The 14,697-nt window shown below is 69.3% G+C and carries 12 protein-coding genes; 6 read left to right on the top strand and 6 right to left on the bottom strand.

Translation table 11 applies throughout. The annotated features are described in order from the left end of the window. Window positions 1-30: 30 nt before the first annotated feature. Window positions 31-1,263, bottom strand: coding sequence for a radical SAM family heme chaperone HemW (gene hemW / locus EFY87_RS14435; protein WP_123272192.1), 1,233 nt, complete (start codon window positions 1,261-1,263; stop codon window positions 31-33). Between the two features lie 62 nt (window positions 1,264-1,325). On the opposite strand from hemW, the gene EFY87_RS14430 reads away from it, so the two are divergent. Further along, the gene (locus tag EFY87_RS14430; protein ID WP_158607654.1) at window positions 1,326-2,312 is read left to right on the top strand and encodes an N-acetylglucosamine kinase; all 987 of its coding nucleotides are present in this window, start codon (window positions 1,326-1,328) and stop codon (window positions 2,310-2,312) included. Between the two features lie 23 nt (window positions 2,313-2,335). Here the strand turns inward: EFY87_RS14430 and EFY87_RS14425 are convergent, their stop codons facing one another. Continuing rightward, window positions 2,336-3,442, bottom strand: coding sequence for a YeiH family protein (locus EFY87_RS14425; RefSeq protein WP_123272190.1), 1,107 nt, complete (start codon window positions 3,440-3,442; stop codon window positions 2,336-2,338). Between the two features lie 59 nt (window positions 3,443-3,501). Here EFY87_RS14425 and EFY87_RS14420 point away from each other — a divergent pair, with 59 nt between their 5' ends. Then, a complete protein-coding gene (locus tag EFY87_RS14420; protein WP_123272189.1) occupies window positions 3,502-4,392 on the top strand; it encodes a LysR family transcriptional regulator in 891 nt (296 codons plus the stop codon). Here EFY87_RS14420 and EFY87_RS14415 read toward each other — a convergent pair whose 3' ends face one another. From EFY87_RS14415 to EFY87_RS14400, 4 genes are read right to left on the bottom strand one after another with little or no spacing between them, the layout of a single operon-like run. Beyond that, window positions 4,393-4,866 carry a hotdog fold domain-containing protein gene (locus EFY87_RS14415; RefSeq protein WP_123272188.1) on the bottom strand — a complete coding sequence of 158 codons (474 nt, stop codon included), beginning with the start codon at window positions 4,864-4,866 and terminating at the stop codon, window positions 4,393-4,395. Beyond that, entirely contained in the window at window positions 4,863-5,633 is a 771-nt protein-coding gene (gene trmB / locus EFY87_RS14410) for a tRNA (guanosine(46)-N7)-methyltransferase TrmB (RefSeq protein ID WP_245988655.1), read from the bottom strand. Before trmB ends, EFY87_RS14415 begins: the two co-directional genes overlap by 4 nt. Continuing rightward, window positions 5,634-7,478 (bottom strand): translation elongation factor 4, encoded by a 1,845-nt coding sequence (gene lepA / locus EFY87_RS14405; RefSeq protein ID WP_123272187.1) that lies wholly within the window; start codon window positions 7,476-7,478, stop codon window positions 5,634-5,636. It lies immediately after the preceding gene. A 40-nt stretch (window positions 7,479-7,518) separates the two neighbouring features. After that, window positions 7,519-8,790, bottom strand: a complete 1,272-nt coding sequence (locus EFY87_RS14400) for an MFS transporter (protein ID WP_245988654.1) — start codon at window positions 8,788-8,790, stop codon at window positions 7,519-7,521. A 209-nt stretch (window positions 8,791-8,999) separates the two neighbouring features. Between EFY87_RS14400 and aceB the strand changes: the two genes are divergently transcribed. The 4 genes from aceB to EFY87_RS14380 are packed head-to-tail and all read left to right on the top strand — an operon-like array spanning window position 9,000 to window position 14,623. Then, on the top strand, window positions 9,000-10,601 hold the full coding sequence (gene aceB / locus EFY87_RS14395; RefSeq protein ID WP_123272186.1) for a malate synthase A: 1,602 nt from the start codon (window positions 9,000-9,002) through the stop codon (window positions 10,599-10,601). Between the two features lie 5 nt (window positions 10,602-10,606). Next, window positions 10,607-12,079, top strand: coding sequence for an FAD-linked oxidase C-terminal domain-containing protein (locus EFY87_RS14390; protein WP_123272185.1), 1,473 nt, complete (start codon window positions 10,607-10,609; stop codon window positions 12,077-12,079). Window positions 12,080-12,083: 4 nt separating this feature from the next. Further along, window positions 12,084-13,301: an FAD-binding oxidoreductase gene (locus tag EFY87_RS14385; protein WP_123272184.1), complete on the top strand. Its 1,218-nt coding sequence runs from the start codon at window positions 12,084-12,086 to the stop codon at window positions 13,299-13,301. Continuing rightward, window positions 13,301-14,623: a (Fe-S)-binding protein gene (locus EFY87_RS14380; RefSeq protein WP_123272183.1), complete on the top strand. Its 1,323-nt coding sequence runs from the start codon at window positions 13,301-13,303 to the stop codon at window positions 14,621-14,623. Before EFY87_RS14385 ends, EFY87_RS14380 begins: the two co-directional genes overlap by 1 nt. The last annotated feature ends 74 nt before the right edge of the window (window positions 14,624-14,697 follow it).

The raw sequence follows: 14,697 nt of genomic DNA, 5'->3' as shown, positions 1-14,697 counted from the left end.
GACGCTGTATGGCGGCCGGCGCGGCGTGCCTCACCAGCCGAGCAGCCGCCGGACGACCGTGTCGGCGAGCAGGCGACCGCGCACGGTGAGCCGAGCGGCCGGGTAGTCGCGGTCCAGAGCCGCCGGGCCGTCGAGCAGGCCGTCCGCGATGAGTCCCGCCACCGCCGCGCGGCCGGTCTCCTGCAACGCCCCTAGTGGCAGACCTTCCGACAGCCGGATCCCCAGCAGGACGCGCTCGTCATACACCTGGTCCGGGGTGAGGATCTCCCGGCCGGCAGCCGGTGAAGTGCCGGCGAGGACCCGATCGGCATACGGCGCAGGGTGTTTGACGTTCCACCAGCGCACCCCGCCGACGTGGCTGTGTGCCCCAGGACCGATGCCCCACCAGTTGTCGCCGCGCCAGTAGAGCTCGTTGTGCCGGCATCGCGCACCGGGGTCGCGGGCCCAGTTGCTGATCTCGTACCACTCGAAACCCGCTGCCGCGAAGGACGTTTCGGCGATCTCGTACTTCTCCGCCTCGTCGTCATCATCCGGCATCCGCACAACTCCACGCCGCACCTGCGCGGCCAGCTTGGTGCCCTCCTCGACCACCAGCGCATACGCGCTCAGATGATCCGGCTCCAGCGAGAGCGCCGCATCGATGCTGCGCCGCCAGTCGTCGAGGCTCTCCCCCGGCGCTCCGTAGATCAGGTCAACACTCACCTGCAGCCCGGCCGCCTGCACCGCGCGAACCGCACGTCGCACACCGGCCGGATCGTGCGTGCGTTCCAGGGTTGCCAGCACGTGCGGCACCGCCGACTGCATGCCGAGGCTGACCCGGGTGAACCCACCGGCCGCCAGTGACTCCGCGACGCCGTCATCCACCGTGTCCGGGTTCGCCTCGGTCGTCACCTCCGCGTCGTCCCGCAGTCCGAAGCGGTCCCGCACCCGGGCGACCATGCGCGTCAGGTCGCCCGTCGCGAGCATGGTCGGGGTGCCGCCTCCCACGAAGACAGTGCTGACCGTCGGCGCCGTCTCGCCGAGCACCCCTGCCGCCAGGTCGATTTCGGCGATCGCGGCTTCGGCATACGTGCTGATGCCCGCACCGTGACCACCCAGCTCGGTCGCGGTGTACGTGTTGAAATCGCAGTAACCGCACCGCACTCGGCAGAACGGCACGTGGAGGTAGATGCCGAGTTCGCGCGAGGCCAGGTCGGTCGTCGCGGACTCGGGCAACGACCCATCGGCGGGCGCGGGTTCGCCGTCGGGCAGAGCGGATGGCACCGGCCAATCGTAGATGTCACCCACTCACCTCCGAGGGGCCGGGCGCCCGCTTGAATGGACCTATGGACCTCTTCCTCACCCTCGACGCCGGTGGCACCTCAACTCGCGCGATCGTGCACACTGCGGACGGCGTGGCGCTGGGGTATGGCGTTGCAGGCGGCGGAAATCCGACCGCATCGGGCGCCGAGGCAGTCGCCCGCGAACTGCGCACCGCAACCGCCTCCGCTCTTGGTATGGCGCACGTCTCGCCCGGCCAGGTCACCCAGGCCCTCGCGGCGATGGCCGGCTCGGCGGTGTCCATCGCCGGTGTCGAGGAAGGGCTGGAGACCCTCGGGGTGCGAGCGCCGTTGCAGCTCGGCAGCGACCTGGAGGCGATCTTCGCCAGCGGCACCGCCTCTCTCGACGGCGTCGCGCTGGTCTCGGGCACCGGCGCGGCAGCTGTCGTCGTCCAGGGCGGCACCACCACCGCCCGCAGCGATGGCCGCGGCTGGCTGCTCGGCGACGCGGGCTCGGGCTACTGGATCGCCCGCCGCGTCATCCGAGCGGTCACCGCAGATCTGGACCGTCGAGGTCCGCGCACGGCCCTCACCGACGCACTGCTGCCGGCTGCCGGTGTCGTCGGCGATCGGAACACCGACAAGGACGTCCTGCTCGACCAGCTCGTCGCGCTCCTCTACGCCATCCCGGCGCCCGGCACCGCCCGCTTCGCCCCGCTCGCGTTCGACCTCGCCGGCACCGACCACGTGGCGGCGCGGATCGTCGACGATGCGGGCGACAAGCTCGCGACAACCGTGCTCGCGTTGCACTCCGCCGATCGCAGCGTCCCGCTCGTCGCCGGCGGCAGCGTGCTGTTCCGCCAGGAAGCCCTCCGGACCCGCGTCGCGGGCCTGCTTCGTGGGAGTGGCTGGTCGGGCTCCATGCACCCGGTATCCGACGGCACGGTCGGTGCGATCTGCATGAACCTGCGCTCGTCGGGCGTCATCGTGGACGCGGCGATGCACCCGCGCATCGTGCAGTCGCTCCACGAGATCCGCGCGCCCCGCCCCTGACTCGCCGCCCGCGCGGCGAGAGGTCAGGAGAGGATGCCGGTCAATGCCTGCAGCCCGAGACTCGCGGATCCGACGCAGATCCACAGCAGCATGCCGAGCAGCAGCGGCCGGTGGCCCGCGCTGCGCAACTGGCCGAACCGCAAACCGAGCCCGATCGCGGCGAGCGCCACGGTGATCAGGAACGTGCCGAGGAAGTTCAGCCCGCTGTGCCAGCCGGCCGGGATCACCCCGAGCGAGTTCAGCGCTGCCGTGATCAGGAATCCGATGAGGAACGCCGGTACCACCTTGCGCCACGGAATCCGCACGCGCTCGCCCTGTTTCGCCGCGTCGCGCCGCGCCGTCCAGAGCGCCAGGAAGATGACGATCGGGATGATCAGCAGCGAACGGGTCAGCTTCACCACGATGGCGTACGGCCCGGCGCCGTCGCCGAAACTGTATGCCGCAGCGACCACGGACGAGACGTCGTTAATGGCCGTTCCGCTCCACAGCCCGAAGGAATGGCCGCTCATGCCGATGAAGTGCCCGAGCGGCGGAAACAGCAGCACCGCAAGGATGTTGAATGTGAAGATGGTTCCGATCGCATAGGCGACGTTCGACTGCTTCGGCTTGATCACCGCCGTGGCCGCGGCGATCGCGGAAGCTCCGCAGATGCCCGTGCCGACGCCGATCAAGGTCGCCAGCTCACCAGGTATGCGCAGCGCCTTGCCGATGAGGAACGCGCCGATGAGCGCGACGGCGAAGGTGCCGAGCATCACCGGCAGCGAGGACCCACCCACCTGGACAACCTTGCGCAACGAGAGCCCGGTGCCCAGCACGACGATCGACAGCTGCAGCACCGACCGGCCGGCGAAGGCAACTCCCGGTGCCAGGGACGCTCCGCGCAGCGCCGGGATGCTCGCGGACGCGACGATCCCCAGGACGATGCCGAAGACCGGCCCCCCGACGACGGGTGCGAAGTGGCCGAGAAGTGTTGCGACACAGCCAATCACGACCGCGACGAAAACGCCGGGCAACCTGGCTGCCACACTCCCGATCCGGCTCGCCCCGTGTTCGTCTCCGGCTGCCGACGCGTCGCGTCCCTCGTGCGATGCGCCATGAATTCTCGTCGTCAGTGCCACAGGTTCCAGCATCGGGCGACGGCAGGCCATGCGGTAGCCGCAACTTCGCCATACCGATATATCCTGCGCATATGACTATGTCCTGGCCCGACCTCGGCGCGCTCGAGCTGCTTGTCGCCGTCGCCGATCACGGGAGCCTGTCGGCGGGCGCCCGCGCGGCCGGTATGGCGCAACCGAATGCCAGCCGCTCGATCGCCCGGCTGGAACGCCACCTCGGCGTCACCCTGCTGCACCGCTCGACGCGTGGGTCCAGCCTCACCGACGCCGGGCTGCTGGTCGTCGGCTGGGCCCGCACCGTTGTGGACGCGGCTCACGAACTTCTCGACGGGGCAACGTCTCTCGCGGCCGGGGCTACCGAGTCGATAGTGGTGGCCGCGAGCCAGACAGTCGCCGAGCACCTCCTGCCCGCCTGGCTGGGCGCGCTGCGCGCCATCCACCCGGACCTGCGGGTCGAGGTGCACGTCACCAACACCCACGACGTGCTGGAGCAGCTGCGCGAGGGCAGGTGCAACCTGGGCTTCATCGAGGGGCCGCACCCGCCCCGCGGGGTCAACCACGTCGTGGTGGCACACGACGAGATGGTGCTCGTCGTGCCGCGGGACCACCCGTGGGCACACCGGCGGCACCCGGTCACGGCCGAGGAACTGCGCACCACCCCTCTTGTGACCCGGGAAGCCGGCTCCGGCACCCGGGTGGCGCTCGAGGAGGCGCTCGGCGGGCCGGCGCGTCCCGCTCTGGAACTCGCGAGCAACGCCGCTGTGCGGGTGAGTGTCGCCTCCGGCACAGCGCCCGCAGTGCTCAGCCGGCTTGCGGTGACCGAGGCGATCGCCGTGCACACGGTGTACGAAGTGCCCACGACGCTCGGGATCCACCGCGACCTGCGTGCCGTCTGGACCGGCCCGCGCCGGCTACGCGGCGCGGCCGCCGAACTGGTGACGATCGCCACCAAGGGCTCACTGTGATCAGGAGCGCTTCGGCTGCTCCGTCACCCACAGCGGTATGACGCCCCGCACGACTTCGGTGCCGTCGGCGAGCCGACCGGTGACACGGACCCGCACCTCGTGCGGCGTGGGCTGGTCCCAGTCTGCCGGGTCGGTCTGCGCCACACATTCCACGGCGGAGGGAACCTTCGCGAGGTATTCCAGCTGAATCCCCTTGGGAATCCATCGTGTTCCGGGTTTGACCGACGCTTCGGCGAGCAGTCCCATTGCTGCTTCCATGCCGTTGGCAACGGCGATCGCGTGCATAGTGCCGAGGTGGTTCTGCACTCCGCGCCATTTGCGAATGCGCACGACACCGAGGTTCGGTTCCATGGTGCGAACCTGCGGCTGCACGGTGGCAAAGTATGGCGCCCTCACCATGAAGCCGAGGCCGAAGAGTTGTCGCCCGAAAGGCCGCGCGGTGAGCCGCTGGTAGAGCCGGTAGGTCGACGTCACGGCCGAACCCCGACCACATCCCGCACGATGCGCCCGACGGCGCGGCCCTTCCGCTCGAAACGCGTCGCGACCCGCCCGTCGAACCGTGGCGCGAAACCTCCGTGATCGCCGCGCGGGTCGGCATCGACGTCACCGGGATCGGCGAGCCGGCCGGCATACGGATTGACCAGACCGGCGCACCCTTCGATGACGTCACGCATCTGCCACGCGTAGTCCGCCCAGTCGGTCGCAAGGCGCCAATTGCCTTCCGGTTCCATCAGATCGGCGACCTTGTCCGCGAACTCCGACTGCACGAGCCGCCGCTTGTGGTGTTTGAGCTTCGGCCACGGGTCGGGGAAGAACGTCCATACCTCGCGCACGCTGCCCGGCCCGAGCATGGTCGGGAGCGCCTGCGCCGCGTCTGCGCAGATCAGCCGCACGTTGTCGACGCCCTCGTGCACGCACTTGGCAATGGCCTGCGCGACGCCCGGCACCCACACCTCGACCGCGAGGAAGTCGTGCCCGGGATGCTGCTTCGCCGCGTGCACGACGCAATCGCCGCCACCCGAACCGATTTCGACGACGAGTGGCGCAATCCTGCCGAACGCACCGGCGATGTCCAGGCGGAAATCCGGCTCGACCGTCGTGCCCTCGCCGACCATCGGGACGTCCAGCAGATAGTGCGGGCCGTGCTCGGCCAGTGCCCGATGGTGACGCTCCGCCATCCGGCCGCTGCGGCGGGTGAACGATCTGGTCCGGGCCAGATGCTGCGAATTGTCTTCGGGCACCTACTTTTTCGCTTTCTCGGCTCCGGAGTCCTGCGACAGCGCGGCGATGAACGCCTCTTGCGGCACCTCCACCGAGCCGACCATCTTCATCCGCTTCTTGCCTTCCTTCTGCTTCTCCAGCAGCTTGCGCTTCCGGCTGATGTCGCCGCCGTAACACTTGGCAAGCACATCCTTGCGGATGGCGCGGATCGTTTCGCGGGCGATAACCCGCGTGCCGATGGCCGCCTGGATCGGCACCTCGAACTGCTGGCGCGGTATGAGCTCCTTGAGCTTGGTCGCCATCATCACGCCATAGCTGTACGCCTTGTCACGGTGCACGATCGTGGAGAACGCGTCGACCTTGTCCCCCTGCAACAGCACATCGACCTTGACCAGGTCGGCGTCCTGCTCACCGTCGGGTTCGTAGTCGAGAGAGGCATATCCGCGGGTCTTGGACTTCAGCGCGTCGAAGAAGTCGAAGACGATCTCGGCCAGCGGGAGGGTGTAGCGCATCTCCACGCGCTCGGGTGAGAGGTAGTCCATGCCGCGCAGGGTGCCCCGCCGCGACTGGCACAGCTCCATGATCGCGCCGATGAATTCGCTGGGCGCCAGGATCGTGCCGCGCACCACGGGCTCGGTGATCGAGGAGACCTTGCCCTCGGGGAACTCGCTCGGGTTGGTGACGGTGACGGTGCGCCCGTCGTCCAGCGTGACCTCGTAGACGACGCTCGGCAGGGTGGAGATGAGGTCCAGGTCGAACTCCCGCTCCAGCCGCTCCCGGACGATCTCGAGGTGCAGCATGCCGAGGAAGCCCACCCGGAAACCGAAGCCGAGCGCGGCCGACGTCTCCGGCTCGTAGACCAGCGCGGCGTCGTTCAGCTTCAGCTTGTCGAGCGCGTCGCGCAGGATCGGGTAGTCCGACCCGTCGATCGGATAGAGCCCGGAGAACACCATCGGCTTCGGGTCGCGGTAGCCGCCGAGCGCCTGGGTCGCTCCACCGCGCGCCGACGTCACGGTGTCACCCACGCGCGACTGCCGCACGTCTTTCACCCCGGTGATCAGGTAGCCGACCTCGCCGACGCCGAGGCCCTGCGCGGGCGCGGGTTCCGGTGAGATCACACCGATTTCAAGCAGTTCGTGGTGTGCGCCCGTGGACATCATCTGGATGCGCTCGCGCGAGTGCAGCGCACCGTCGACCACTCGGACGTAGGTCACCACGCCGCGGTAGGTGTCGTAGACGGAGTCGAAGATCATCGCGCGCGCCGGTGCATCGGCGTCGCCCGTCGGCGCAGGGAACTGCTGCACGATCTGGTCGAGCAGCGGCTCGACACCGACCCCGGTCTTGCCCGACACCTGCAGCACGTCGCCCGGGTCGCACCCGATGAGACCGGCCAGCTCCTCGGCATACTTCTCCGGCTGCGCCGCCGGCAGGTCGATCTTGTTCAGCACCGGGATGATCGTCAGATCGTTCTCCATCGCCAGATAGAGATTGGCGAGCGTCTGCGCCTCAATGCCCTGGGCCGCGTCGACCAGCAGCACCGCGCCCTCGCACGCCGCCAGCGACCGGGACACCTCGTAGGTGAAGTCGACGTGACCGGGCGTGTCGATCATGTTCAGGCAGTAGGTCTGGCCCGCGACGTCCCACGGCATACGGACCGCCTGGCTCTTGATGGTGATGCCACGCTCGCGCTCGATGTCCATGCGGTCGAGATATTGCGCGCGCATCGCGCGCTCGTCGACGACCCCGGTGATCTGCAGCATGCGGTCCGCCAGCGTCGACTTGCCGTGGTCGATGTGGGCGATGATGCAGAAGTTGCGGATCAGGTCGGGCGGCGTGGCTGCGGGCGGCAGCGCCTGACGAGCCATGGGAGACAACGTGGCTTACCTCGGGAAAGCGGGATCGGGGTTACTGGGTCCAGTCTCCCATGCCCGCGGCACCGCTCCTGCCGGGTGACGCAGCGACCGGTCCGGTCTCCCGGTGCGCGACCAGCACGCTCACGCCGGCGACGCATATGCCGGCCACCGCGAGTAGGGCGCCGACCCGGCTCGGCCACTGGTAGCCCAGCCCGTGCGCGAGCACCACGCCGCCGAGCCAGGCGCCCAGCGCGTTGGCGATGTTGAGCGTGGAGTGGTTGAGTGCAGCGGCCAGGGACTGGCCTTCGTGGGCGACGTCCATCAGCCGCGTCTGCAGCAGTGGCACGAGCACGGAGGGCAGCATGCCGAGCAGGAACACCCCGATGACCGCGGTCACCCGCAGCTGCGCCAACTCGCCGAACACGGCCAGCAGCACCGCGATCGAGACGAGCGTCGCCACCATCGCACGCAGCATGCCGTATGCCGCCACCCGCCCGGACAGCATCGTGCCGATCGTCATACCGACGCCATACACGGCGAGGATCAGCGGGACGATGCCGTCCGGAAAGCCGGCGAGATGCGTCATGGTCGGGGTGATGTAGGAGAACGTCGCGAACATGCCGCCGAAGCCGACGGTGCCGATTCCCAGAGTCAGCCACACCTGCGGGCGGCGCAGCGCGCTGAGCTCTGCGCGCGCGGAGGACCCGGTCTCGCCCGCGCCCGCTGGCACCCAGGCCAGCACCGCCACCACGGTGACGACCGCGACCAGCGAGACGAAGACGTAGGGCCACTCCCAGCCGGCGTGCTGGCCGAGCAGCGTCGCCACCGGCACGCCGAGCACGTTGGCCACGGTGAGCCCCGCGAGCATCATCGCGACGGCCGCGGTGCGGCGATCGCGAGGCACCAGGGACGCGGCCACCACCGAGCCGAGGCCGAAGAACGCACCATGTGGCAGCCCGCTGACGAAGCGAGCGATCAGCAGCACCGGATAGTTCGGCGACAGCGCCGAGGCCAGGTTGCCCACCGCGAACGCCACCATCAGCGCGATCAGCACGGCTTTGCGCGGCAGCTTGGCGGCGACGGTCGCCACCAGCGGCGCACCCACCACGACGCCGAGTGCGTATGCCGAGACGACGTGACCCGCGGTCGGAATGCTGATCCGCACACCGTTCGCGATCTGCGGGAGCAGGCCCATGGTGACGAACTCGGTGGTGCCGATCCCGAACCCGCCCAGTGCCAGCGCGAACAGCGCGAGTCGGAGGCGCCCCGGGGACAGCGACGAACCCGGCTCATAGGAGGAGAGCGTCGCCGTCGTCTTCGTCACCGATCCAGCCTTCCGTGTCGGGTGGCCTACTCGCCAGTCAGCAAGCCCGGACGTGACCGGATTCACGCCGCCGGCAGCCGGATCGCGACGCCTCTTGCGCAGGCGTGCGGAGCCCGAAAGGATCACACCAGAGCAACGCGAGTATCATTCCGCCCAGCGAGCCAGATATTCCGCCATACGAAATAAGAACACCTGTGGAGGTTGCCCCCATGCCCGACTCGAATCTCGCCGGACTCCCCGACGGCGTGTCAGTCACGGGTCCGATCAAACCGCGCTATGCCGAGATTCTCAGCTCGTCCGCTCTGGAACTCATCGCCGAACTGCACCGCGCACTGAACGGCCGCCGGCTGGAAGCCCTCGCAGCCCGCGCCGCCCGCGTCGCCGAGGTCGCCGCCGGAAAGGATCTGGACTTCCTGGAAGAGACTCGCAGCATCCGCGAGGACCCCACCTGGAAGGTGGCCCCGCTCGCACCCGGCCTGGAGGACCGCCGAGTCGAGATGACCGGGCCGACCGACCGCAAGATGACGATCAACGCGCTCAACTCCGGCGCGAAGGCGTGGCTCGCCGACCAGGAGGACGCGAACACTCCGTTGTGGGAGAACGTCATCGAAGGCCCGCTCAACCTCAAGGACGCCCTCGACGGCACCATCGACTTCACCAGTCCGGAAGGCAAGGAATACCAGCTCGTCCCACCGGAGCAGCAGCCCACGATCATCGTGCGGCCGCGCGGCTGGCACCTGCCCGAGAAGCACATCCTGGTCGACGGTGAAATCACCTCCGGGTCGCTGGTCGACTTCGCGCTCTACTTCGTCGCCAACGCGCGCAAGCAACTCGACCGCGGCAAGGGCCCCTACTTCTACCTGCCGAAGATGGAGAGCCACCGGGAGGCACGCCTCTGGAACGACGCCTTCACGATCGCCCAGGACCGGCTCGGCATCCCCCAAGGCACGATCCGGGCGACCTGCCTGATCGAGACGCTGCCCGCGGCGTTCGAGATGGAGGAGATTCTCTACGAACTGCGCGACCACTCCTCCGGGCTGAACGCCGGCCGATGGGACTACCTCTTCTCGGTCATCAAGACCTATCGCACCCGCGGCGCGGACTACATTGTCCCCGACCGCAATTCGGTGACGATGACGGTGCCTATGATGCGGGCGTACACGCAGCTGCTGGTCAACACCTGCCATCGCCGCGGCGCCTCCGCCATCGGCGGCATGGCGGCGTTCATCCCGAGCAAGGACGAGGCTGTCAACCAGGCCGCCTACGAGAAGGTCACCGCAGACAAGTCTCGCGAGGCGGGCGACGGCTTCGACGGCTCCTGGGTCGCCCACCCGGCGATGGTCGAAACCTGCAACGACGTCTTCACCGGCGTGTTCGGCGACCGGCCGAACCAGATCGACAGCATCCCCGCCGCGGACGTCACCGCCGCACGACTGCTCGACGTCAAGTCCACACCCGGTGACGTGACCTCGGCGGGGCTGCGCAGCAACATCGACATCGCGCTGCAATACCTCAAGTCGTGGCTCGAAGGCCGGGGCGCCGTCGGCATCTACAACCTGATGGAGGACGCTGCGACCGCCGAGATCAGCCGGTCGCAGATCTGGCAGCAGATCCGCAATCAGGTGCAGCTGGCCGACACCGGCGAGACCGTCACCAAGGAGATGGTGCTGGCGCTCGCCGACGAGGTCGTCGCGGAGCTGCCCGGCTCGCCGAGTGACTACGACGACGCGAAGGCCACTTTCCTGGAGGTCGCGGTCGCCGACGACTACGCGGACTTCCTGACGCTCCCGGCATACGACCGCATGCCCTGAGCCGTATGACGCAGCCCGCCGCGCCGATCGCAGCCGTTCTCGAGCAGCTGCGGTCGGCGCTTGCGCCCGGGCGCGTCATCGACGACCCGACGCAGCTGGCGACCTACGACTGCGACGGCCTGCTGCATTACCGGGTCACCCCGGCGCTCGTCGTGCTGGCACACGACGCCGACGACGTGCGCCTCGCCGTGCGTGCGTGTGCGCAGCACGGCGTGCCGTTCGTGGCGCGCGGTTCGGGCACCGGGTTGTCCGGCGGAGCACTCCCCCATGCCGACGGTGTCTTGCTCGTGATGAGTGGATTCCGCGCAATCACAGCGGTTTCCGCGCGTGACCAACGAGCCGTCGTCGACCCCGGCGTGATCAATCTCGACGTGTCCGCGCGCACCCGGCCCGAGGGTTACTACTTCGCACCCGACCCGTCGAGTCAGCAGGTGTGCACGATCGGCGGCAACGTTGCAGAGAACTCCGGTGGCGCGCACTGCCTGAAATATGGCTTCACGGCAGCGCATGTGCTGGCTGCCGACATCGTGCTGCCGGACGGCGAACGCATCACCCTGGGCACGACGGCGCCGGATGCCCCTGGGTATGACGTGCTCGGTGCCTTCGTCGGCTCGGAAGGCACTCTCGGCATCGCGACATCGGTGACCGTCCGGCTCACCCGCACACCCGCGGCGGTCGAGACCTTCCTCGTCGGGTTCGCCGACACCGACTCGGCCGGAGCGGCCGTCTCGGCGATCATTGGCGCGGGCATCGTGCCGGCCGCGATCGAGATGATGGACGCGCTGGCGATCGAGGCCGCCGAGGCCGCGGTCGCCTGCAACTACCCCGCCGGTGCGGGCGCGGTGCTGGTGGTCGAGCTCGACGGACCCTCCGACGAGGTGGCCGCCGAGGTCGCCGCGGCTGAGCAACACTGTCGCGACGCCGGCGCCTTCGAGATCCGGGTCGCCGCGAATGACGAAGAGCGCCAAGCGATCTGGCGCGGGCGCAAGTCGGCGTTCGCCGCCGTCGGCCGGATCAGCCCCGACTACATCGTGCAGGACGGCGTGATCCCGCGCACCGCGCTGCCGGAGGTGCTGCGGTCGATGGCCGAACTCGCCCGGGAGCGCGGCGTGCGAGTCGCGAACGTCTTCCACGCGGGCGACGGAAACCTGCACCCGCTGGTGCTTTTCGACGAGCGGGTGCCCGGTCAGGCCGCTGCTGCCGAGGACGCCTCGGGCGCCATACTCGACCTGTGTCTGGAGCACGGCGGATCGATCACCGGCGAGCACGGCGTCGGTGCGGACAAGGCGAAGCACATGCCCAAGATGTTCACCGCGGAAGACCTCGGCACCATGCAGCTGGTGCGGTGCGCGTTCGATCCGACGGGAATCTCCAATCCGGGCAAGGTGTTTCCGACACCGCGCCTGTGCGGTGAGGTCCCTGGCAAGCGGTCCGCGGCGCACCCGGTGCAGGCCGCCGGACTCGGTGAGGTCTTCTGAGCCGATGGAGCTGATTCCCGCGCTGCACGACCTCGGCATCGACGCCCGGCCGGGTGAGCCGGACGACCTCGTCGACGATCACGAGGTGCCCTGCGTCGCCTTCCCCGTCAGCACCGACCAGGTGTCGGCCGTTCTGCGGGAAGCAAATTCACGACGGGCGACGGTCGTCGTGCGCGGGCACGGCACGAAGCTCGCCTTCGGCGGCGCCGGCCCGGCGCCGGACCTGCTGCTCGACCTCAGCCGCTGCGACCGGTTGCTCGAACATGCCCCAGGTGACCTGATCGCCCGCGTCGAGGCCGGTATGCCGCTCGCGTCTCTCCAGGAGGTGCTGCACGCCAGCGGACAGCGCCTCGGCATCGACGAGCCGGTGCCCGGCAGCACCGTCGGTGGCGTGGTCGCGACCAATCTCAGCGGTCCGCGCCGCCTGCACACCGGAACGGCTCGCGACTTGCTGATCGGGGTGACCGTCGTGCTCGCCGACGGCACGGTCGCGCATTCCGGCGGGAAGGTGGTCAAGAACGTCGCGGGGTACGACCTGGGCAAACTGCTGGTCGGCTCGCTCGGCACGCTCGCGGTGATCACCGAAGCCACCTTCCGGCTGCACCCGGTGCCGGCGCGGGCACAGTGGGTGTCGGCGAGTGCTCAGCCCGATGCGCTGGAGCCGTTGCTCGCGCGGCTATGCCACTCGCAGCTCGCCCCCTCGGCGCTCGAGATCGACTGGCCCCGTGACGGTGTGCCGACGGTGGCGATGCTGCTGGAGGGCTCGGCCGACGGCATACCCGCACGCATCGCGGCCGCGCAGGCGGAGTTCGCGATGCCGACGACCGTCGACGACGACCTCGACTGGCCGTGGCAGTTGCCGACCCGGGACGTCGCCCGGGGCATCTGCCTCAAGCTCACCTGCCGCCTCGGCGCGGTAGCCGGAATCGCCTCTGCCGCCCACGATCTCGGCTTGCACGTGCGCGGTGCCGCCGGCACCGGGGTCCTGTATGCCGTGCCCGGGTGGACCACGCCCGAGTCGCTCGAGTCCGGGCTCCGGACACTACGCGACCTGACCCGCCAGCAGGGCGGGTCGGCGGTGCTGCTGACCGCACCGGCGCTCGTCCGCCGCAGACTCGACGTCTGGGGGCCGGTCAACGGGCTCGCCGTGATGCGGCGTCTCAAGGCGGAGTTCGACCCCGGGCAGCTGCTCTCGCCCGGGCGATTCGTGGGAGGCATCTGATGCCAGCAGATCCGTCGCAGCCCAGCGCATTCGACGCGCACAACCCGCCATCGCAGGAACTCATCGCCGACTGCGTGCACTGCGGGTTCTGCCTGCCGACCTGCCCCACCTACCGGCTCTGGGGCGAGGAGATGGACTCCCCGCGCGGCCGTATCCACCTGATGCAGGCGGGTCTGGAACGCAGCCCGCTCACCGACCGGATGGTCGGCCACTTCGACGCCTGTCTGGGTTGTATGGCGTGCGTGACCGCCTGCCCGAGCGGTGTGCAGTACGACCGGCTGCTCGAACAGACGCGAGCCCAGGTGGAGCGCAATCACCAGCGTTCCCGCGCTGAAAAAGTCCTGCGCACAATGATTTTCAACCTTTTCCCGTACCCCGGCCGACTGCGCAAGCTGCGCGGTCCGCTGCGGGTGTCCCAGCGGCTGCGGCTCGACCGTGCGGTGCGCCGCACCGGCGTGCTGGACCGGTTGCTGCCAGGACTTGCCGCAATGGAGCGACTCACGCCGACCCTTGGCGCGGCGGAAGAACTGCCCGACGTGGTGCCTGCAGCCGGTGAGCAGCGGGCCGCGGTGGCGATGCTCACCGGGTGCGTGCAGAACGTGTTCTTCTCCGAGGTCAACGCGGCGACCGCGCGCGTGCTCGCCGCCGAGGGGTGCCGCGTCGTCATACCTTCGGGGCAGGGGTGTTGTGGCGCGCTCAGCAGTCATTCCGGGCGCGAACCCGAGGCGCAGCGCTTCGCCGCCGAGACGATCGCGACGCTCGACCTGGACGGCGTCGACGCCGTGGTGACCAACGCTGCGGGCTGCGGCAGTGCGATGAAGGACTACGGCGCGCTATTTGCGCCCGAAAATGACCAGACAGCAACGGATTCCGCGGCTGTATTCGCCGGCCGCGTGCGCGACCTCAGCGAGCTGCTGGTCGAGCTGGGACCGGTCGCCGAACGACACCCACTGTCGCTCAAGATCGCCTATCACGATGCCTGCCACCTCGGGCACGCACAGGGTGTGCGGGACCAGCCGCGGCAACTGCTGCGCGCCATACCCGGCGTCGAGCTGGTGGAGATCGCGGACGCTGCCCTCTGCTGCGGCTCCGCCGGGGTCTACAACATCCTGCAGCCGCAGGCTGCGGCTGAGCTCGGCGATGCGAAGGCCCGTGCGATCGCCGCCACCGGGGCGGACCTCATCGTCACAGCCAATCCCGGCTGCCTGATGCAGATCGCGGTCGCGCTGGAGCGCCGCGGCACGCCAATGCCGATGGCGCACACCGCAGTGGTGCTCGACGCATCCATCCGCGGGCTCCCAGCCGAAAGCCTGCTGGGCTGACGAAGCCACCCCTCCCCGCGTCGCCCCTTCCCGCGAATGACACTTGTTTCCGGTACCGTAAGTTACATACACTT

It is taken from the genome of Flexivirga caeni, from assembly GCF_003724155.1.
In the GTDB taxonomy this organism is placed as follows: Bacteria; Actinomycetota; Actinomycetes; order Actinomycetales; family Dermatophilaceae; genus Flexivirga; species Flexivirga caeni.
Note: the sequence above shows the minus strand (reverse complement) of the source record. Positions and strands in the feature narration are given on the sequence as shown.